We start from the raw sequence: 19,390 nt of genomic DNA on the forward strand, positions 1-19,390 counted from the left end.
ATTCGAAAGGCATGACGGCATGAGCAGCAACTGGCGTCCCGCAACCAAGCTCGTTCACGGTGGCACCCTCCGCTCGCAATATGGCGAGACGTCCGAGGCCATCTACCTCACCCAGGGTTTTGTCTATGACAGCGCGGAAGCGGCGGAAGCCCGCTTCAAGGGCGAGACCGACGGCTTCATCTATGCGCGTTACGGCAGCCCGACCAACGACATGTTCGAAAAGCGCATGTGCATGCTGGAAGGCGCGGAAGATGCGCGTGCCACCGCGTCCGGCATGGCTGCCGTCACTGCGGCGATCATGTGCCAGCTGAAAGCCGGCGATCATGTGATCGGTGCGCGGGCGCTGTTCGGCTCCTGTCGCTGGGTCATCGAGACGCTGGCGCCGCGCTACGGTATCGAATTCACGCTGGTGGACGGCCGCGACATGACCAACTGGGAACAGGCGATCCGGCCCAATACCAAGGTCATGTTCCTCGAAAGCCCGACCAATCCGACGCTCGAAGTGGTCGATATCGCAGGCGTTGCCAAGCTCTGCAACCAGATCGGCGCCAAGCTTGTCGTCGACAACGTCTTTGCCACCCCGCTTTTTCAGAAGCCGCTGGAACTCGGCGCGCATGTCGTCGTCTACTCGGCCACCAAGCATATCGACGGCCAGGGCCGCTGCCTTGGCGGTGTCGTGCTGTCGTCGAAGGAATGGATCGACGAGAACCTGCATGACTATTTCCGCCACAGCGGCCCGGCCATGTCGCCGTTCAACGCCTGGACCCTGTTGAAGGGCATCGAGACGCTGCCGTTGCGCGTTCGTCAGCAGACGGAGAATGCAGCCCGGGTCGCCGACTTTCTTGCGGAGCATCCGAAGATCGGCAAGGTGATTTATCCCGGTCGCGCCGACCATCCGCAGGCCGATCTGATCGCCCGGCAGATGACCGGTGGCTCCACCTTGGTCGCCTTCGAGATGAAGGGCGGCAAGGAAGCGGCCTTCGCCCTGCAGAACGCGCTGGAGATCGTCCGCATCTCCAACAATCTCGGCGATGCGAAGTCGCTGATCACCCATCCGGCGACCACCACGCACAAGAACCTTACCGACGAGGCACGGGCCGAACTGGGTATTTCCGTCGGCACGGTGCGTCTGTCCTGCGGCATCGAGGACGGCACCGACCTGATCGAGGATTTCGATCAGGCGCTGAAGCGCGCGGGCGTCTGAGCTTTCAGGCGACGGCGGAAATCGGCATTCGAGGCGCATCGGGGCACCGGTTTGCCTCGTTTCCTGTTGCTGGCGGTGTGTATAGACGCCGCCGTTCGCTTGATTTTAAGCAGTTACTGTACAAAATGCATATTCGCTATGCAGTCGAGGTGCCTGCCGCATGTATCGAGCCGTGACCCGGGATATCGAGGTTCGCGTTGAGCCGTTCTATCTGGAGGATCAGTCCGACCCGGAAGACGGCCGCTATGTCTGGGGCTACCGGATCGTCATTTCCAATCATTCCGACGAGACCGTCAAGCTGATGCAGCGCTATTGGCACATCACCGACGAAAACGGTCAGGTGGATGAGGTGAGGGGCCCGGGTGTCGTCGGCGAACAGCCGCGGCTCGGTCCCGGCGACACCTATGAATATTCCTCGGGCTGCCCGCTCGACACCCCCTCGGGCATGATGTTCGGCCATTATGAGATGGTGACCGATAGCGGCCGGCAGTTCGACGTCGCCATCCCGGCTTTCTCTCTCGACAGACCGGGACTGGCGCGCGTTCTCAACTGAAGCTGACAATCAGCTCTCGGCGACTTCCGCCACGTCGTAGACATAGGTCGTCGAGCAGAACTCGCAGGTGACCGAGATCTTGCCGTCATCGTCCTGGCTCGCCTCGATCTCCTCGGCGGAGAAACCGCCGAGCACGCCGCTGATCTTGTCCCGCGAACATTGGCAGCGATCATAGACGGTGTTCGGCTCGTAAACCCGCACGCCGCGCTCATGGAACAGGCGAAACAGCAGCCGTTCGGTTCCGACCAGCGGGTCGACCAGTTCGTCGGTGTCGATCGTCTCGACCAGCATGCGGGCCTCTTCCCAGCCATTGTCGACCACGAGATCCTGCGGCCGCTCATCGCCGTCGCCGCCGTGCAGATCGGGCTGGCGCATACGCTCTGGCGCCTCGGGCAGGAACTGCGCGATCAGGCCGCCGGCACGCCATGTATGGCGCGGATTGCCCTTTTCGTCGCGGTCGTAGAGCTCTGCGGCGCTGAGGCGAACCCGGGTCGGGATCTGCTCCGACTGGCGGAAATAGACGCCGGCGATTTCCTCGAGCGTCGAACCGTCGAGCGGCACGATTCCCTGATAGGGCTGGGTGTAGCCGCCCTGGTCGATGGTGAACGCGAGGATGCCGGTGCCGAGCAGCTGTTCCGGCGTCGCGGCATCCGCCGCCACGGCCTTGGCGAGCGCGTCCTCGTCGAAACGGGCATAGGCGCGCACGCCGTCCGGCGTGGTGAAATCGGCAACCAGCAGATCGACGGGACCGTCGCTCTTGGTCTGCACGGTGAACTTGCCCTCGAATTTCAACGAGGTGCCGATCAGCACCGTCAGCACGATGGCTTCGGCCAGCAGCCGGGCAACTGCCGGCGGATACTGGTGGCGATCGAGGATGTCGGTCACCAGGGGCCCCAGCTGGACCGCCCGGCCACGCACGTCGAGACCTTCCACCTGGAAGGGGACAACCCTGTCGTCGCCGGCGAAACCAAATTCGCCGAGTTCGCTATTCTTGTCTGCCATGATCTGAACTCCCGGCGCAGACGCGCCAAAAATGACGGGCCAGGCGCCCGTTGATGTCAGCCGCTCACATGGGGAATGTGGCCGGAAAGGTCAAGCATTCCGTAAATGGCGGATCTCTGGGAGAGGCCCGCCGATCAGGCCCGGCCTGGGGTGCCGCTTGCGCGTCAGAGCGCGCCGAGGCACCACGCCAGGATCGATTTCTGCGCATGCAGCCGGTTTTCGGCTTCGTCGAAGACGACGGACTGCGGCCCGTCGATCACCTCGTTGGTCACCTCTTCGCCGCGATGGGCCGGCAGGCAGTGGAGGAAGAGGGCATCGTCATGTGCCTTCTTCATCAACGCGCCGTTGACCTGGTAGGGCTGGAAGATGTTGTGACCGCGCGCCTTGTGCTCCTGGTTCATCGACACCCAGGTGTCGGTGATCACCGCATCGGCATCGGTGACGGCCCGGTCGGCATCGTGGCACAGCATGACATTGCCGCCATTGTCGCGCGCCCAGTTGAGGATCTTGTCGTCCGGTTCCGAACCCATCGGCACGGCCATGTTCATCCGGTAGCCGAAGCGGGCCGAGCCCTCGACCAGCGAATGCAGCACATTGTTGCCGTCGCCGGTCCAGGCCAGTGTCTTGCCGGCGATCGGGCCGCGGTGTTCCTCGAAGGTCATGATATCGGCCATGATCTGGCAGGGATGCGTCAGGTCCGTCAGGGCGTTGATCACTGGAACGGTTGCGTGCTCCGCCATTTCCAGCAGGCGCGAATGCTCGGTGGTGCGGATCATGATCGCATCGACATAGCGCGACAGCACCTTGGCGGTGTCGCCGATCGTCTCCGCGCGGCCGAGCTGCATCTCGGTGCCCGACAGGAACAGTGTTTCGCCGCCGAGCTGGCGCATGCCGACGTCGAAGGAGACGCGGGTGCGGGTCGACGGCTTTTCGAAGATCATCGCCAGCATCTTGCCGGCAAGCGGCTTTCCGGCGGTTCCGTCCTTGGTGGCCTTTTTCCGCGAGGCCGCGTCATTGAGGATCGTGCGAAGGTCGGTCGCCGACATGGCGGAGAGATCGAGAAAATGCTTGGCCATTCCGTGAGTACCCGTCAGCCGTGAAGGCTCTTCTTTTCGTCTTCAATCATCAGGCTTTCGGCGGCCTGTTCGATGCGGTGGAGGGCTTCGCGCGCCTCTTCTGCTGTGGTCGTCAGCGGCGGCAGCAGCCGGATCACGTTCTCGCCCGCGCCGACCGCCAGCATGTGCTGGTCACGCATGGCGCCGAGAAGGTCGGCAAAGGGCACCTTGGCCTTGATACCGAGCATCAGGCCCTGGCCGCGAATGTCCTCGATGATATCCGGAAAGCGGTCCTTCAGCGCTTCGAGACCCTGGCGCATGACCAGCGCCACGTCTTGAACATGCTGCAGAAAGCCGTCTTCGAGCACCACGTCGAGCACGGCATTGCCGACCGCCATGCCGAGCGGGTTGCCGCCATAGGTCGAGCCGTGCGTGCCCTTGACCATGCCGGAGGCCGCCTCGTCGGTGGCAAGGCAGGCACCCAACGGATAGCCGCCGCCGATGCCCTTGGCGATCGCCATGATATCGGGCGTGATGCCCGACCATTCATGGGCGAAGAACTTGCCGGTGCGGCCGACGCCCGACTGCACCTCGTCGAGGATCAGGAGCAGGCCGTTATCGTCGCAAAGCGTGCGCAGTTCGCGCATGATATCGGAGGGCACCAGGCGAATGCCGCCTTCACCCTGTACCGGTTCGATCAGGATGGCGGCCGTCGCATCGGTGATTGCGGCCTTCAGTGCGTCCATATCGCCGAGCGGGACCTGGTCGAAGCCGGGTGCCTTGGGGCCGAAGCCTTCGAGATATTTCTCCTGGCCGCCGGCGGCGATCGTCGCGATCGTGCGGCCGTGGAAGGCGCCCTCGAAGGTGATGATGTGGAATTTTTCCGGATGCCCCTTGGCAAACTGATAGCGACGCGCGGTCTTGATCGCGCATTCCAGTGCCTCGGCACCCGAGTTGGTGAAGAACACCTTGTCGGCGAAGGTCGCCGCGGTCAGCCGCGCGGCGAAGGTTTCCTGGCCGGGGATGTCATAGAGGTTCGACAGGTGCCAGAGCTTGTCGGCCTGGTCCTTCAATGCCGAGACCAGATGCGGGTGCGCGTGGCCGAGCGAGTTGACGGCGATGCCGGCTGCAAAGTCGAGATAGCGCTCGCCGCTTTCCGTGATCAGCCAGACCCCTTCACCTCGCTCGAAGCGCAGGGGAGCGCGAGCGTAAGTCTGATAGAGCGGCGATGCCTCGGCCATAGCGGTAAACTCCTTGCGGCAGGCTGATGAACTTCTGCAGGATCTGGATCGGCAGGCGGCTTGCGACGCCCTGGAAATCAAAAATGCCGCCTTGCGGCGGCGTTCGCACTATCATCGTTTCCCGCTAACCTGTCAATAAACCTCGGGGTTTCGCCGATTTTTTTGGTTTTGAGCTGTTTCGCTCTGCCGCCGGCCGGAGCTTTTGCGCTTGACCTGGCGCGCCAGCAAGTTGGGGAAAACTCGCAATTCGATTCGCGATGATTCCACCGACTCTTGTCACGGAGTCAGCCCGGCACTAGGTTAATAACAGATTGCTAGACTGCATGCGGCGGAACTAGTCACCGACAGTAACGAGGTAGTTTTTGCTTCGGAGTCTTCCGAGGCAACGGTGAGGGATTCTGCCATAAGAAGCCTGAAAGGCGGAGAATTGGCATGAATTGGACAGATGAGCGCGTCGAAAGACTTACGAAATTATGGGCCGAAGGCCTGAGCGCAAGTCAGATTGCCGCCCAGCTCGGCGGCGTTAGTCGAAATGCCGTGATCGGCAAGGTGCACCGGCTCAACCTGCCGGGACGCGTCAAGGCCGGCGGCAATGCGGCACCGGCGCGCACGCCCAAGCGCACCTCGACGGCACCGGCGCGTCCCGCCACCTTCGCGCCCCGCGCCCCGGCTCGCCCGGCGGCACGTCCGGTTGGCAGCGAGATGGTGAAGGAGAGCTCCGAAGTTCAGCCTTACGTCGAGCCGACCTACCGGCCCGGTCGTGACGTGGTCGTGCCGATCTCGCGCAAGCTTATCCTGACGGAACTGACCGAGCGCACCTGCAAGTGGCCGATCGGTGATCCGATCAAGGACGACTTCCATTTCTGCGGCTGCGAAGCCCAGGAAGCATCCCCCTATTGCTCCTATCATGCCAAGCTCGCCTATCAGCCGGTTTCCGATCGCCGCAAGACGGCACGCTGATCTGACGACACGCACAGGATGTATACGGGAACGGGCCGCAGGGCCCGTTTTTGCGTTTCTGGCGCAGCTCGCCGGAGGTTTTGAGGCGCGCTGCCGGACATCGACAAGCGGGCAAACGCAAAAGGAGCCGGCTGTGGGACAGGCCGGCTCTTGTTCGATCGTGGTGTGGCCGGTGTCAGGATTCCGCCGGTGTCAGGATTCCATCGAGTAGCCAGCACCGCGCACGGTGCGGATCACATCCTGCATGCTGGAAAAATTGAGCGCCTTCCTCAGGCGGCCGACATGCACGTCGACAGTGCGCTCGTCGACATAGATGTCGTGGCCCCAGACGCCATCGAGCAGCTGCGAGCGGGAAAACACCCGACCGGGCGACGCCATCAGGAATTCCAGCAACCGGAATTCGGTTGGCCCAAGACGCACTTCGCGGCTCTTGCGATGGACGCGATGGGTTTCCCGGTCGAGTTCGATGTCACCGCAGCGTAGCACCGAGGACAGCACCTCGGGACGTGCACGCCGCAGCATCGCCTTGACGCGTGCCATCAGTTCCGGCGTCGAGAACGGCTTGACGACATAGTCGTCGGCGCCGGTCGCAAGGCCGCGAACCCGCTCGCTTTCCTCGCCGCGGGCCGTCAGCATGATGATCGGCAACCGCTCGGTTTCCGAACGTGTCCGCAGCCGGCGGCACAGCTCGATGCCGGAGACGCCCGGCAGCATCCAGTCGAGGATCAGCAGATCGGGTACGCGTTCCTGCAAGCGAATTTCAGCCTCGTCGCCCCGCAGGATCGTCTCGACTTCGTAGCCTTCGGCTTCCAGGTTGTAACGAAGCAGGACGCTGAGGGCCTCTTCGTCTTCAACCACTGCAATTTTGGGATGCATCGAACTTAAAACCACTTGTGGACGAACGGGATGCTTACTCTTCGGCGCCGAAACTCGACGTCAGGTCTTCCTTCGGACGCTCGCCTTCGGGCGGTGCGCCGGTGGTCATGTAATAGATCGTCTCGGCGATATTGGTGGCGTGGTCACCGACGCGCTCGATGTTTTTCGCGCAGAACAGCAGATGCGTGCATGTCGTGATATTGCGCGGATCTTCCATCATGTAGGTCAGCAGTTCGCGGAACAGCGAGGTATACATTGCGTCGATTTCCTCGTCGCGATCGCGGATCGACTTGGCCTTCTCGGCCGAACGGGTCGAGTAGACGTCGAGCACTTCCTTCAGCTGCAGAAGCGCCAGTTCCGAGAGGTGTTCCAGGCCGCGGGCGAGCTTGCGCGGGACGCCGGTGCCCTGCACAGCCATGACCCGCTTGGCGTTGTTCTTGCCCATGTCGCCGACGCGCTCGAGGTCGCTTGCGATACGAAGGGCGCCGATGATCTCGCGAAGGTCGGCGGCAACCGGCTGGCGGCGGGCGATCACGATCACCGCCTTTTCACCGATGTCGAGTTCCGCGGCATCCATGACCACATCGTCGGAGATCACCTTTTGAGCGAGTGCCGCATCGGTATTGACCAGCGCCTTGACGCTGTCCGCCACCATCTGCTCGGCCATGCCGCCCATCTCCGAAATGCGCCGCATCAGATATTGCAGCTCTTCATCGAATGCGGACAGGAGATGGGTTGAAGCCATTGTCGTTCCTTCCAGATGTTTCTACCAGCCGGGTTGTCCGGCGTGCCAGGCCTCAAGCGATCATCAGCCGAAGCGGCCGGTCACATAGTCCTGGGTGCGCTTTTCCTTGGGCGAGGTGAAGATCTTGGCGGTCTCGTCGAATTCGACCAGTTCGCCCAGATACATGAAGGCAGTCTGGCGCGATACGCGGGCAGCCTGCTGCATGTTGTGCGTGACGATCACGATGGTGTAGTCGGCACGAAGCTCGTCGATCAGTTCCTCGATCTTGGCCGTCGACAGCGGGTCGAGCGCCGAGGCCGGCTCGTCGAGCAGGATGATCTCCGGCTTGACTGCCACGGTGCGGGCGATGCACAGGCGCTGCTGCTGGCCGCCGGACAGGCTGAGGCCGCTGGCATGCAGCTTGTCCTTGACCTCGCCCCAGAGCGCCGCACGGGTGAGCGCGGCTTCCACGCGGCCGTCCATCTCGCTCTTGCTGAGTTTTTCATAGAGACGGACCCCGAAGGCGATGTTTTCATAGATCGACATCGGGAACGGTGTCGGCTTCTGGAACACCATGCCGACCTTGGTGCGCAGCAGATTGAGGTCCTGCGAACGGTCGAGAATGTTCTGGCCGTCGACCAGCACTTCGCCCTCGGCGCGCTGCTTGGGGTACAGTTCGTAGATGCGGTTCAGCACGCGCAGCAGGGTCGACTTGCCGCAGCCCGAGGGACCGATAAAGGCCGTGACGCTGCGCTCCGGCAGTTGAAGGCTGATGTCCTTCAGGGCCCGGGCGCCGCCATAGTAGAAGTTGAGATTCTTGATCTCGATCTTGGCTTTGTCCGCTGTCTTCTGCGGGGCGATTTTGTCAAGCGATACCATTTGGGTCATCGATCCTCTCTACGCCCGGTCAGGCTACGGGAAACAACGCTGAGTGCCAGGACCGTGAACGTGATGATAAGGGCGCCGGTCCAGGCGAGCTGCTGCCATTCTTTGTATGGGCTCAAGGCAAACTGGAAGATGGTGACCGGAAGGCTCGCCATCGGTGCATTGAGATTGGAGCTCCAGAACTGGTTGCTGAGCGCAGTGAAAAGCAGGGGTGCCGTCTCGCCCGAGATGCGGGCGACGGCAAGCAGGACGCCGGTGACGATACCGGAGAGCGCTGCGCGATAGGCGACCGAGCGGATCACGATCCAGCGCGGCGCGCCGATGGCGGTACCGGCTTCGCGCAGGCTGTTCGGTACCAGCATCAGCATGTCCTCCGTCGTGCGGACCACGACCGGGATCACCAGCACGGCAAGGGCGAAGGCACCGGCGATCGCCGAGAAATGGCCCATCGGCCGCACCACCAGTTCGTAGATGAACAGGCCGATGATGATCGACGGCGCCGACAGCAGGATGTCGTTGATGAAGCGCACGACCATGGTCAGCTTGGAGAAGCGGCCATATTCGGCCATGTAAGTGCCGGCCAGAATGCCGATCGGCGTGCCGACGATGACGGCGATGACGGTCATCACCAGACTGCCGACGATCGCGTTCAGCAGGCCGCCTTCGGCGCCCGGCGGCGGTGTCATCTCGGTGAAGACCGCAATCGAGAGCCCGGCGATACCCTTGTAGACCAGGGCGCCGAGGATCAGGGCCAGCCAGGCGAGGCCGATGGCAGCCGCGATGACGCAGAGCGTCATCATCGTCGCATTCTTGCGCTTGCGGCGGGAATGGATAGCGCTCATCGCTCTTAGGCTCCCGATTTCTTTTCGATGCGCATCAGCAGGAAGCGCGCAACCGCAAGGATGATGAAGGTGATGAAGAACAGGATCAGGCCGAGCGAAATCAGCGAGGACGTGTAGAGCTCGCCGTCCGCCTCGGTGAATTCATTGGCGATCGTCGCCGAAATGGTCGTGCCGGGGGCAAAGATCGAGGCACTGATGCGGTGCGCATTGCCGATCACGAAGGTGACCGCCATGGTCTCGCCGAGCGCACGGCCAAGGGCCAGCATCACGCCGCCCATGATCCCGATGCGGGTATAGGGAATGACGACGCGGCGCATGACCTCCCAGGTGGTGCAGCCGATGCCGTAGGCCGATTCCTTCAGAACCGAAGGCACCGTGTCGAACACGTCCTTGGTGATCGAGGTGATGAACGGCAGAATCATGATCGCCAGGATCATCGAGGAGGTCAGAAGGCCGATGCCGTAGGGCGGTCCGGCAAATACGCTGGAGAGCACCGGCACGTCGGCAAACAGGTTGATGAAAAAGGGCTGGACCGTCGTCTGGATGAACGGGGCGAAGACGAACAGGCCCCAGATGCCATAGATGATCGAGGGGATGCCGGCCAGCAACTCGATGGCGATGCCGATCGGGCGGCGCAGCATGCGCGGGCAAAGCTCGGTCAGGAACACGGCGATACCGATGCCGATCGGAACGGCGATCAGGATGGCGATGGCCGAGGTGACGACGGTGCCGTAGATCGGGGCCAGTGCGCCGAAGCGGTCCTTGGCCGGGTTCCAGGATTCGGTCGTCAGGAAGGAGAAGCCGAATGTCGACAGCGCCGACCAGGAGCCGACGATCAGCGACAGCGCGACACCACCCAGAAGCAGAAGGACGATGATGGCGGCGGCGCGCGACAGGTTGAAGAAGATTGCATCGGTGATGGCGAACTGCCGAACCACTTTTTCGCGGCGGTTATCGACCGGCCGTTCTGCACTTGCCAAGGCCATGGGCATGTCTTCCCCGGATGAACTGAACTGAAGAAAATGATGAAAGAGGGGCCGCGAACACGCAGCCCCTCTTTCAGAGCTTGATTACATGGCCGGGAAGAGCGGCTTGCCGTCTTCGCCAACGATGTCCTTGGCCCACATTTCCTCGACGCTCTTGACGACGCTTTCCGGCATCGCAACGTAGTCGAGTTCGTCGGCCATCTTGCCGCCGTTCTTGTAGGACCAGTCGAAGAACTTCAGGGCTTCGGTGGTTGCTGCTGCATCCTCGGGCTTTTCGTAAACCAGGATCCAGGTGGCAGCCGTCATCGGCCAGGATTCAGCGCCCGGCTGGTTGGCGAGGATGACGCCGTAGCCCGGCTGCGAGTTCCAGTCGGCGCTGGCAGCAGCGGCCGCGAAGGCTTCTGCGGTCGGAGCAACCTTCTTGCCGTCCTTGTTGAGCATGTCGGCATAGGTCATGTTGTTCTGCTTGGCATAGGCGTATTCGACGTAGCCGATGGAGCCAGCCGTCTGGGCGACGTTGTTGGCAACGCCTTCATTGCCCTTGGCGCCGATGCCGACCGGCCATTCGACAGCCTTGTCTACACCGATCTTTTCCTTCCAGTCGGCGGAGATGTCGCCGAGATAGTAGGTGAAGTTGTAGGTGGTGCCCGAGCCGTCCGAACGGTGAACGACAGCGATGGCCTGCGACGGCAGCTTGGCATCCGGGTTCAGCTTCTTGATGGCTTCATCATCCCAGGAGGTGATTTCGCCCATGAAGATCTTGGCGAGCGTTTCGCCGTCGAGAACCAGTTCGCCGGACTTCAGGCCTTCCACGTTGACGACCGGGACGATGCCGCCCATGACCATCGGGAACTGGGCGAGACCGGCTTCCTTGAGTTCGTCGCCGGACAGCGGAGCGTCGGATGCGCCGAAGGTCACGGTCTTGGCCTTGATCTGCTTGATGCCGCCGCCGGAGCCGATCGACTGGTAGTTCAGGCCGTTGCCGGTCTCGGTCTTGTAGGCGTCGGCCCACTTTGCGTAGATCGGGTAGGGGAAGGTGGCGCCGGCGCCGGAGATGTCGGCAGCCTGAGCGAAGGTCGACAGGAAGCTGGCGGAAGCCAGGACTGCGGCGTAGGCAATCGGGCGAATGATGTGTTTCATTGAGGTGCTCCTCTTGGGAATATCAAAACCGGCTTCAACGCCGGTTAGCGGTGCCGTCACAGGCCGGAACCATGTGCGACGAATAGGCGGTCTGTTCGAGCCGACTGCAGGACTTCGTCTTGGCTGTCATGCAGGCCTCCCCACTTGCTTTCGTCGTACATCCGGCGCCCGGCAAGACCTTCTTAGTCCCTGTTCCACCGCCGTTTTATGTCACTTCAATGAAACATTTATGACAGATCATGTCATTGAATTATATGATGAAAATTACGGAGTGCAAAATTGCACGATCGTTTTGTGTCAAAAACGCACCGTGAACTCGGTTTTCGCCCCGGGTTCCGACTTGATGATCAGCCGCGCGCGGTGGCGGGTGAGGATGTGCTTGACGATCGCAAGGCCCAATCCGGTTCCTTTTTTCGATCGGCTGTCAGCCAGGCTGACGCGGTAGAAGCGCTCGGTGAGCCGCGGCACGTGTTCCGGCGGGATGCCCGGACCGTAGTCCACGACGCTGACCTCGACGGCCTTGCCGGATATCGCTTTCACCCCGACATCGACGCGTTTGCCGTCCTGGCCGTATTTGCAGGCATTCTCGATCAGGTTTTCAAACACCTGGACGAGCTCGTCGCGGTCTCCCAGGACAAGGGCCGGGCCGTCCGGCAGGTCGAGACTGAGTTCCACGTCCATTTCTTCCGCCAGCGGCTGCAAGCTGTCGCGCACATGGCCGAGAAGCGAAACAAGGTCGACCTTGTCCTCGGGGGCCAGATGCGCCTTCATTTCCAGCCGCGAAAGAGACAGCAGGTCATCGACCAGCCGGCTCATGCGATTGGCCTGATCGAGCATGATGACGATGAAGCGTTCCTGCGCCTTGGGATCGTTTTTGGCCGGACCCTGCAGGGTTTCGAGAAAACCGCGCAGCGAGGCGAGCGGTGTGCGCAATTCATGGCTGGCATTGGCCACGAAGTCGCTGCGCATGCGGTCGAGCCGGCGCAGTTCGGAGATATCCTTGAAGGAAAGAAGGTAGAGTGGCTCGTCGGCAACTGCGCCCTGCGGCATGACGACGGGCGCGATCCGGGTGATGTAGACCCGCTCCGACGGCAGGCGCTCGGAATGCTCCACCTGGTTGGGCAGGCCGGTGGCGACGGTGTCGCGGATCATGTCGAGAATGCTGGGAGACCGCCAGCGCGCCGAGACATGCATGCCGTCGCTGAGGTGTCCGAACGACCGGTCGGCCGCCTCGTTCTGCTGCAGGATCATGCCGTCGGCCCGCAGGATCACGGCGGGCATGTCGAGCGCATCGGTCACCGCCTGCAGAACCGTGGAGAGGGTATGGCGCGCAGCTTCCGGCGCTATGTTGGCCCTTTCGCGAATGGTCTCTGGGCGCTGGACGACGAGACGGGCCAGAAGTCCGACCAGGGCCAGCGACCAAAGGGCAAGTGCCAGGCCAAGGTGTAGGCGCGTTGCAAGGGCGGCTCCGATCATCAGCGCGATGATGACCAGTACCGACGCCCGGCTGACTGCGATCTTGGCGACGTGGTGCGCTGCAGGCGTGGTCTCGTTCAATGCGTCGTCCATCCTTCGAATGCCATGTTCATCAGAAGCTTTGTCCGGCAAGCGCTCCATCCTTGATAGGCGCAATTCATGACAGATGTTTTCGCCCCCTGCCATCCATCTTGCGGGGAGATCCCCGATGGATTGCGCGAATGCCGTTGCCGGGGCAGATTGGAGCGGAACTCGCTGCGGCGAAAGCCCGTTGACGTTCGAAATCCAAACGAAAGCAAGGCCAGGCGACATGGGAAACACGACCACGGATAGATCGATAGAGTTGGAAATCGGCTCCGAGCGGCACCGCTTTGACATCGATGATCCGGATTTACCGAAATGGATCGAGCATCACGCTTTGTCGTCCGATGACTATCCCTATGACAAGAAACTCGATCGTGATGACTATGAAAAGCAGCTGGAAAAGCTGCAGATCGAATTGGTCAAGGTGCAGTTCTGGCTGCAGAAAACGGGCCGCCGGGTGATGGCGCTTTTCGAAGGCCGCGACGCCGCCGGCAAGGGCGGCACGATCCATGCCGTGCGGTCCTACATGAACCCGCGCTATGCCCGCATCGTCGCCCTGACAAAGCCGACGGAGACAGAGGCCGGCCAGTGGTATTTCCAGCGCTATGTGCCGCATTTCCCGAGTGCGGGCGAATTCGTGATGTTCGATCGCTCCTGGTATAATCGTGCCGGGGTCGAGCCGGTCATGGGCTTCTGCACGCCTGAGCAATACGAACATTTCCTGCTGCAGGTGCCGAATTTCGAGCGACTTATCGTCGAGGACGGGGTGATCTTCTTCAAGTTCTGGCTCAATCTCGGCCAGGAAATGCAGCTGAAGCGCTTCCACGACCGCCGTCACGATCCGCTGAAAGTGTGGAAGCTTTCGCCGATGGATATTGCCGCCCTGTCCAAATGGGACGATTACACCGTCAAGCGGGATCGCATGCTGAACCAGACCCATACCGGCTCGGCACCCTGGACGGTGGTGAAATCCAACGACAAGCGCCGCGCGCGCGTCAATGTGATCCGACATATCCTGCAGTCGATCGACTACGACGAGAAGGACGACAAGGCGATCGGCAAGATCGACGAACGGATTCTCGGTCACGGCTCGGGCTTCGTCGCCTGACGCACCTGCGATCAATCGCAAACTCTCGTTTTGATGCGACCTTAGAACCCGATGTGGTTTGGAGGCATGGCGTGCGGCTTTCGCGCTGCAGCCAAGGTGAAATCAAGAAGTCAGTCGTCTGCCGGGATCAGTTCCCCGGCAGCACCCGGATGCCGAAGATATCGACGCCGCCGCCCTTGCCGGTGAGATCTGGATTGAGGAGCAGGAGCCCCGGCGTCGATGGTGCCGAGGCGGCGTCGAAGGACACCCGGAAGAGAATGTCCAGCCGTTCGGAATTGATCGTGAATCGATGTCGGGGGCATTCGCCCATCGGACCGAAATCGCAGGAAATAGCGATGCGGGTCGGATCGTCGGACGAGGACTTCATCGTCACCGCGATGGTCGAGGTCTTGCCGGCCATCTGGGCGAGGACATCGACCGGCACGGTGATCGCAACGCGTCCATCGTCATCGCCGCTGTTTGCCAGCAGCCGTGCTGCCTGGTTTTCGCCCTTGCCGACGATATCGACGGTGGCATTGGCGCGCGGCTTCAGCGCGGCGATGCGCTCGGGCGTGAAGACGGTCAGCCAGTCGCCGTTGAAGGTCTTGTGCTCCTCGAACGGGTTCGCGCCGTTGGCGGGCGCCGGATTGTAATCCTCGGCGGAAGCGGTCGGCTGCGGCGCCGGCAGGCTCGTGTCGCGCGACGAGGGCGGCAGAAGCACGCCGGAGCTGTAGACCCACCAGGCGCCCATGCCGACGGCTGCCAGCAGGATCGCGAGGATGAACAGGCGCGAGAACAGCCCGGAGCCTCGCTTGCGCGTCCGGGAAACGGCTTCCGCGCCGAAATCAAGGCCTTCCGGAACGCCGGCGGCGGGAGCAGCGGTCGGGGCGCCGGCGTCGGCGCGCATCGCATGCACGCCATCCAGGCTGCCGCTCTCCGGCCGCCTATGGGTGTCGTGGAGCGCGTCGCTTTCTGGGGACAGTGCTTCCGGACGGCCTGACGTCATCGACGGTTCGGCACCGCCATCAATCGCTGGAGCTGCGGCGGACAGGCGCTGGCGCTCCTCGAGTTCTATCTTGTGGATGATTTCTTCCAGCTGGCGCCGCTGGCCCTCGATCACCGTCCGGTCGGCGATCTGCTTCTTGTGCAGCCCCGCCTCCAGCGCCTGGCGCGCCGACTGGTAGATGCGCGCCCGCTGCTCGGCATTTTCACGATCGGAGCGCTCGAGTGCGCTCCGGATGGCCGTTTCCAATCCGCTCAAAGGCATACTGCTCCTCAGCGCGGGTCGATGGCAAAATGAGGCCCGCTTGACTTGTCTTGGGTAGACGGTGACGTGCGGCGGCGCAAGGGTGCAGGACCTTTGCTCACCTTAGGATCAAGCGCTTTTCCAGCGTTTTGCGGTTGAAATATGGCATGCGGGCGAGCCGGACGCAGCAGCAGGAGGGCGAAAGTCATGCGTCTTTTCAACCGTCCGGCACTCTGCTAACAATTGACGTGTTCGTAAACGTAAGAATTTCCCGGGAGGAAAACATGGCTCTGCCACCGGTGCTGAAGAACAATCTGCGACTGCCAGTGGTCGCCTCGCCACTGTTCATCATCTCGCATCCGGAGCTGACGCTTGCGCAGTGCAAGGCCGGTATCGTTGGCTCGTTTCCGGCCCTCAATGCCCGTCCCGAAAGCCAGCTCGACGAGTGGCTGGCGATGATCACCGAGGACCTCGCGGCGCATAATGCCGCCAACCCCGCGCGGCCGGCGGCGCCCTTTGCGGTCAACCAGATCGTCCACACCTCCAACAAGCGCCTCGAGCACGACCTGATGCTCTGCGTCAAATACAAGGTGCCACTGGTCATCTCGTCGCTCGGCGCCGTGCCGGAGGTGAATGCTGCCATCCATTCCTATGGCGGCACGGTGCTGCATGATGTGATCAACAACCGCCACGCCAATTCGGCGATCCGCAAGGGTGCCGACGGCCTGATCGCCGTTGCAGCTGGCGCTGGCGGCCATGCAGGACCGCTTTCCCCTTTCGCGCTGGTGCAGGAAATCCGCAGCTGGTTCGACGGGCCGCTGCTTCTGGCTGGCGCGATCGCCACCGGCGGCGGGGTTCTGGCCGCACAGGCAATGGGCGCCGATCTCGCCTATGTCGGCACGCCGTTCATCGCCACCAAAGAGGCGCGCGCCAGCGAGGCCTACAAGCAGGCACTGGTCGAGGCCGGTGCCGCAGATATCGTCTATTCCAACTATTTCACCGGTATTCACGGCAATTACCTGAAGTCCTCGATCGTGGCGGCCGGCATGGATCCGGACAACCTTCCCGTGGCCGATCCGTCAAAGATGGATTTCGACAAGGCGGTCACCGGCGCCAAGGCCTGGAAGGACATCTGGGGTGCCGGGCAGGGGGTCGGCTCGATCCAGGCCGTCGAGCCGGTGTCTGCACTGGTCGATCGGCTCGAAGGCGAATACCAAGCAGCCCGCGCCCGCATTCTGAGTGAATAGGCGGCCCGCATTCGAGGCGCGACTGGCGGAACATGCGGCGCGGTTGAAAAAGCCGGAGCCGGGGCATTTCCCGGCTTGAAATTGAAAGCCGATCCATGTATCAGCCCCTTCAAGTCGAAGGGCACTCCCGTGTGCCCCGCGCGACGCCGCTTTAGCTCAGGTGGTAGAGCACATCATTCGTAATGATGGGGTCGCAGGTTCGAGTCCTGCAAGCGGCACCATTCCCTGCCTGAAATTTTCCTGTCGTCGTGCCCCTGCATTCGGGCGAGGTTGCGTTCCGTCGCGACGCTGGTCACGCCGGCCTTGACGAGTGTCGATTAATCTCTCAGGTTGAGCTCCTATTCATTGTTCCAGTGTCCGGCTCGCTGCCGGCGCAGACCAGTTTTCCGGGACCCGGTGCATCCTGCCGGACAAATGCCGTTTTCGATTGTCGATTTTACCCTGATTGCGGGCCGCTGTGCCCGCAAGGTTCGCAAGAGGCAGGGCAATCATGTGTTTCAGCGTGTATTTTCCGCGGACGATGTCCGCTGCCGTTTTCGTCTTCTCCACGCTTTTCTTGCCGGGCCCGGTCTTTGCGGCCCCGGCAGTCTTCTGGGCCAGTGATCCCGTTCGGCCGGGACAGGCAGTGCAGCTCGCCGGAGCGGATCTGGCGGATGTGACGGATGTCGAGGTTACGCGGCTGGCCGATCAAGCGGACGGGACAGAAAGCGACCAGGCAGCGGCGGTCAAGGCAGGCATCCTTGAGGCGTCGGCCACAGGGCTGACATTCGTTTTGCCGGCCGATCTGCAACCGGGCGTCTTTTCGGTCAGGCTGCAGAGCGCTTCGGGCTCTTCAGTTATGCAACTGAACGCCCCGGATATATACTGGACCCAGGGCGATCAGGGAGAGGCCGGCACGCCGGGCGGCTGGCTACGGGTGTCCGGGCGCAACATTGCCTTGGGCGGTGACGCGATCCTGCGGCTGACGTCGCCGAGCGGCCAGGCGCTCGATCTCAGGCCCGACAGCCCTGATCCGTGGTCGGCGCAATTTGCGGTGCCCGCCACCATGCCTCGCGGGCGATACGCGGCGAGCCTCTGGAATGGGAACGGAGACCGCACAGCCTGGAGGCGAGCCGGCACGGTTACGATTGCGCCGCCGGCCGCGCGGCAGCAGCCGGTCCTGACCTTGCGCCCCATTAGGCCTGCCCGGGGGCGGGATGATGCCCGGCGGATCAATGCGGCTCTTCTCGGCCTTGCCAATCGCGGCGGCGGCACGGTTCTGCTGGAGCCCGGGACCTACTGGCTGGAAGCCGCGCTCCGCATGCCGAAGGGTGTCGGGTTGAAAGGCACATCCCGCTCAGGGGTTACCCTGTTCTGGCGCGACAGCCAAATGCCACCCGAAGCGATGATTGCAGGCACCGGCGACTTTTCCGTCGAGACGCTGACGATCAGTGCGGGGCGGCATTACGATATCGTCAGGGGCGGGCTGGACGATGGTCTGCAACCCCTGCCGGATGTGCGCAATATCGTCCTTCGCGATGTGACCATCCGTGCCTCGGCCTATCTCGGCCACCTGACGCCGCAGGAGCGCGAGCGGCGGCTGAGCGACATGCAGCGGCATGTCAAGGATGGTGCCGCGGCCCTGCGCCTTGCCGGTGCCGATCTTGTCGTGGACGGCTGCGACATTGCCTCCTCGATGCGGTCCGTCGTACTTGTGAGGCCGCGCGCCGCACGGCTTTCAGGCAATGTGTTTCGAAACGGTGCCCGCGGCTGGTATGGCATATCCGGCGCCGATGGCGTGCTGGTCGAGCATAATCGGTTCATCGGGGCCGATCTGCAGGCGAGCGGCGGCGGCGTCAACACGCTCGACGGCTCGAATTCCATCCGCAACCTGCTCTTTCGCGGCAACCGCTTCGAAGCGATCTATGGGCTGGATCGCGAGGCGCTGACCTCCGATGGTCCGGGTGGCTTTTTCCGGGGAACGGTTGCCGTTGAAAGCGCGGGAGACATTACGCTGGACAAGGGCAGCTTCGGCAATCTGGCCCAAAGGCCCTGGGCCGGTTCCGGACTTTTCGTCCTTGCCGGCAAGGCGGCCGGCGCTGTCTTCCACGTCAGGCGCAAGGATGGCAACCGGGTCGAACTCGATGGCAGGGCGAAGGCCACGATCGGTGATGGCGACACGGTGACGGTCGTGCCGATGCAGGAGAATTTTCTGGTTATCGGCAATAGCTTCGAGGACACGGGCGCAGCGCAGATCTACGGCACCGGATACCGCCATGTCTTTGCCGACAATCGGTTCGTGCGAAGCACGGGGGTGTCGCTCGTTGCCAAGGAATACAAGCAGGGTCGTGGCGGGCTGCAGCCCAATTTCGACATTCAGGTCCTGGATAACCGTTTCGACGGGCCGGGCCTGCAGGCGGTATCGGGCATCAGCGTCATGGCCCGGCAGCCGGAGGGCAACGACACCGTGCTCAGCCATGGGCTGGTGATCCGCGGCAATGACCTGGCAACGGGAGCGGAAATCCGGCTCGATGGCGACGATGCACCCGCTGCGGCGATTTCCGATGTGCTGATCGAAGGCAATCGCATAGCCCATACGTCGGTCGGTATACGCATTTTGGCGGGCGTGGAAAAAATAACGCTTCGCGACAATAACACCGACGATGTCGCGCGCGCCGTGTTGCAGACACGCCGATAGCGCGCGGAGCGTTTGACGAAACGGGTAACAGGCCCCTAACTCCATGAATTTGCGCGCTTTCTTTCGAGAGGCGTTTCCGATTTTCGGGCAGCCTTTGTGGACAAA

General features: G+C 62.4%; 17 protein-coding genes and 1 tRNA gene. 7 read left to right on the top strand and 11 right to left on the bottom strand.

Translation table 11 applies throughout. The features are described 5' to 3' along the window. Nucleotides 1-19: 19 nt before the first annotated feature. Nucleotides 20-1,204 carry an O-succinylhomoserine sulfhydrylase gene (locus J2Z17_RS14460; protein WP_209946219.1) on the top strand — a complete coding sequence of 395 codons (1,185 nt, stop codon included), beginning with the start codon at nt 20-22 and terminating at the stop codon, nt 1,202-1,204. Nucleotides 1,205-1,364: 160 nt separating this feature from the next. Next, on the top strand, nt 1,365-1,757 hold the full coding sequence (apaG, locus tag J2Z17_RS14465; RefSeq protein ID WP_209946222.1) for a Co2+/Mg2+ efflux protein ApaG: 393 nt from the start codon (nt 1,365-1,367) through the stop codon (nt 1,755-1,757). Between the two features lie 9 nt (nt 1,758-1,766). On the opposite strand, the gene J2Z17_RS14470 is transcribed toward apaG, so the two are convergent. The 3 genes from J2Z17_RS14470 to J2Z17_RS14480 form a co-directional block, all read right to left on the bottom strand. Then, nucleotides 1,767-2,759, bottom strand: coding sequence for an Hsp33 family molecular chaperone (locus J2Z17_RS14470; RefSeq protein WP_209946224.1), 993 nt, complete (start codon nt 2,757-2,759; stop codon nt 1,767-1,769). A gap of 164 nt (nt 2,760-2,923) precedes the next feature. Further along, on the bottom strand, nt 2,924-3,835 hold the full coding sequence (gene argF / locus J2Z17_RS14475; RefSeq protein WP_209946226.1) for an ornithine carbamoyltransferase: 912 nt from the start codon (nt 3,833-3,835) through the stop codon (nt 2,924-2,926). Nucleotides 3,836-3,849: 14 nt separating this feature from the next. After that, a complete protein-coding gene (locus J2Z17_RS14480) occupies nt 3,850-5,055 on the bottom strand; it encodes an aspartate aminotransferase family protein (protein WP_209946228.1) in 1,206 nt (401 codons plus the stop codon). Between the two features lie 432 nt (nt 5,056-5,487). Between J2Z17_RS14480 and J2Z17_RS14485 the strand changes: the two genes are divergently transcribed. Beyond that, on the top strand, nt 5,488-6,015 hold the full coding sequence (locus tag J2Z17_RS14485; protein WP_209946230.1) for a GcrA family cell cycle regulator: 528 nt from the start codon (nt 5,488-5,490) through the stop codon (nt 6,013-6,015). Nucleotides 6,016-6,207: 192 nt separating this feature from the next. Here the strand turns inward: J2Z17_RS14485 and phoB are convergent, their stop codons facing one another. The 7 genes from phoB to phoR form a co-directional block, all read right to left on the bottom strand. Further along, nucleotides 6,208-6,891, bottom strand: a complete 684-nt coding sequence (gene phoB / locus J2Z17_RS14490; protein ID WP_209946232.1) for a phosphate regulon transcriptional regulator PhoB — start codon at nt 6,889-6,891, stop codon at nt 6,208-6,210. Nucleotides 6,892-6,925: 34 nt separating this feature from the next. Then, complete coding sequence (gene phoU / locus J2Z17_RS14495; protein ID WP_209946234.1) at nt 6,926-7,636, bottom strand: phosphate signaling complex protein PhoU; 711 nt, start codon at nt 7,634-7,636, stop codon at nt 6,926-6,928. Nucleotides 7,637-7,699: 63 nt separating this feature from the next. After that, complete coding sequence (gene pstB / locus J2Z17_RS14500) at nt 7,700-8,503, bottom strand: phosphate ABC transporter ATP-binding protein PstB (RefSeq protein ID WP_209946236.1); 804 nt, start codon at nt 8,501-8,503, stop codon at nt 7,700-7,702. Then, nucleotides 8,500-9,342 carry a phosphate ABC transporter permease PstA gene (pstA, locus tag J2Z17_RS14505; RefSeq protein WP_209946239.1) on the bottom strand — a complete coding sequence of 281 codons (843 nt, stop codon included), beginning with the start codon at nt 9,340-9,342 and terminating at the stop codon, nt 8,500-8,502. Before pstA ends, pstB begins: the two co-directional genes overlap by 4 nt. A gap of 5 nt (nt 9,343-9,347) precedes the next feature. Next, nucleotides 9,348-10,328 (bottom strand): phosphate ABC transporter permease subunit PstC, encoded by a 981-nt coding sequence (pstC, locus tag J2Z17_RS14510; RefSeq protein WP_209946241.1) that lies wholly within the window; start codon nt 10,326-10,328, stop codon nt 9,348-9,350. Between the two features lie 84 nt (nt 10,329-10,412). Then, the gene (pstS, locus tag J2Z17_RS14515; protein ID WP_209946243.1) at nt 10,413-11,468 is read right to left on the bottom strand and encodes a phosphate ABC transporter substrate-binding protein PstS; all 1,056 of its coding nucleotides are present in this window, start codon (nt 11,466-11,468) and stop codon (nt 10,413-10,415) included. 297 nt (nt 11,469-11,765) lie between these two features. Further along, a complete protein-coding gene (phoR, locus tag J2Z17_RS14520) occupies nt 11,766-12,944 on the bottom strand; it encodes a phosphate regulon sensor histidine kinase PhoR (protein WP_417715067.1) in 1,179 nt (392 codons plus the stop codon). A gap of 310 nt (nt 12,945-13,254) precedes the next feature. Here phoR and ppk2 point away from each other — a divergent pair, with 310 nt between their 5' ends. After that, nucleotides 13,255-14,136: a polyphosphate kinase 2 gene (gene ppk2 / locus J2Z17_RS14525; protein WP_209946247.1), complete on the top strand. Its 882-nt coding sequence runs from the start codon at nt 13,255-13,257 to the stop codon at nt 14,134-14,136. Between the two features lie 127 nt (nt 14,137-14,263). On the opposite strand, the gene J2Z17_RS14530 is transcribed toward ppk2, so the two are convergent. Then, nucleotides 14,264-15,376: a hypothetical protein gene (locus J2Z17_RS14530; RefSeq protein ID WP_209946249.1), complete on the bottom strand. Its 1,113-nt coding sequence runs from the start codon at nt 15,374-15,376 to the stop codon at nt 14,264-14,266. 269 nt (nt 15,377-15,645) lie between these two features. Here J2Z17_RS14530 and J2Z17_RS14535 point away from each other — a divergent pair, with 269 nt between their 5' ends. The 3 genes from J2Z17_RS14535 (at nt 15,646) to J2Z17_RS14545 (ending at nt 19,285) form a co-directional block, all read left to right on the top strand. Beyond that, the gene (locus J2Z17_RS14535) at nt 15,646-16,608 is read left to right on the top strand and encodes an NAD(P)H-dependent flavin oxidoreductase (protein WP_209946251.1); all 963 of its coding nucleotides are present in this window, start codon (nt 15,646-15,648) and stop codon (nt 16,606-16,608) included. Between the two features lie 145 nt (nt 16,609-16,753). Continuing rightward, nucleotides 16,754-16,829 (top strand) — tRNA-Thr (locus J2Z17_RS14540). 404 nt (nt 16,830-17,233) lie between these two features. Then, nucleotides 17,234-19,285, top strand: coding sequence for a hypothetical protein (locus J2Z17_RS14545; RefSeq protein WP_209946253.1), 2,052 nt, complete (start codon nt 17,234-17,236; stop codon nt 19,283-19,285). Nucleotides 19,286-19,390: the final 105 nt, after the last annotated feature.

The sequence above is a fragment of the Heterorhizobium halophytocola genome (assembly GCF_017873095.1).
GTDB lineage: Bacteria > Pseudomonadota > Alphaproteobacteria > Rhizobiales > Rhizobiaceae > Allorhizobium > Allorhizobium halophytocola.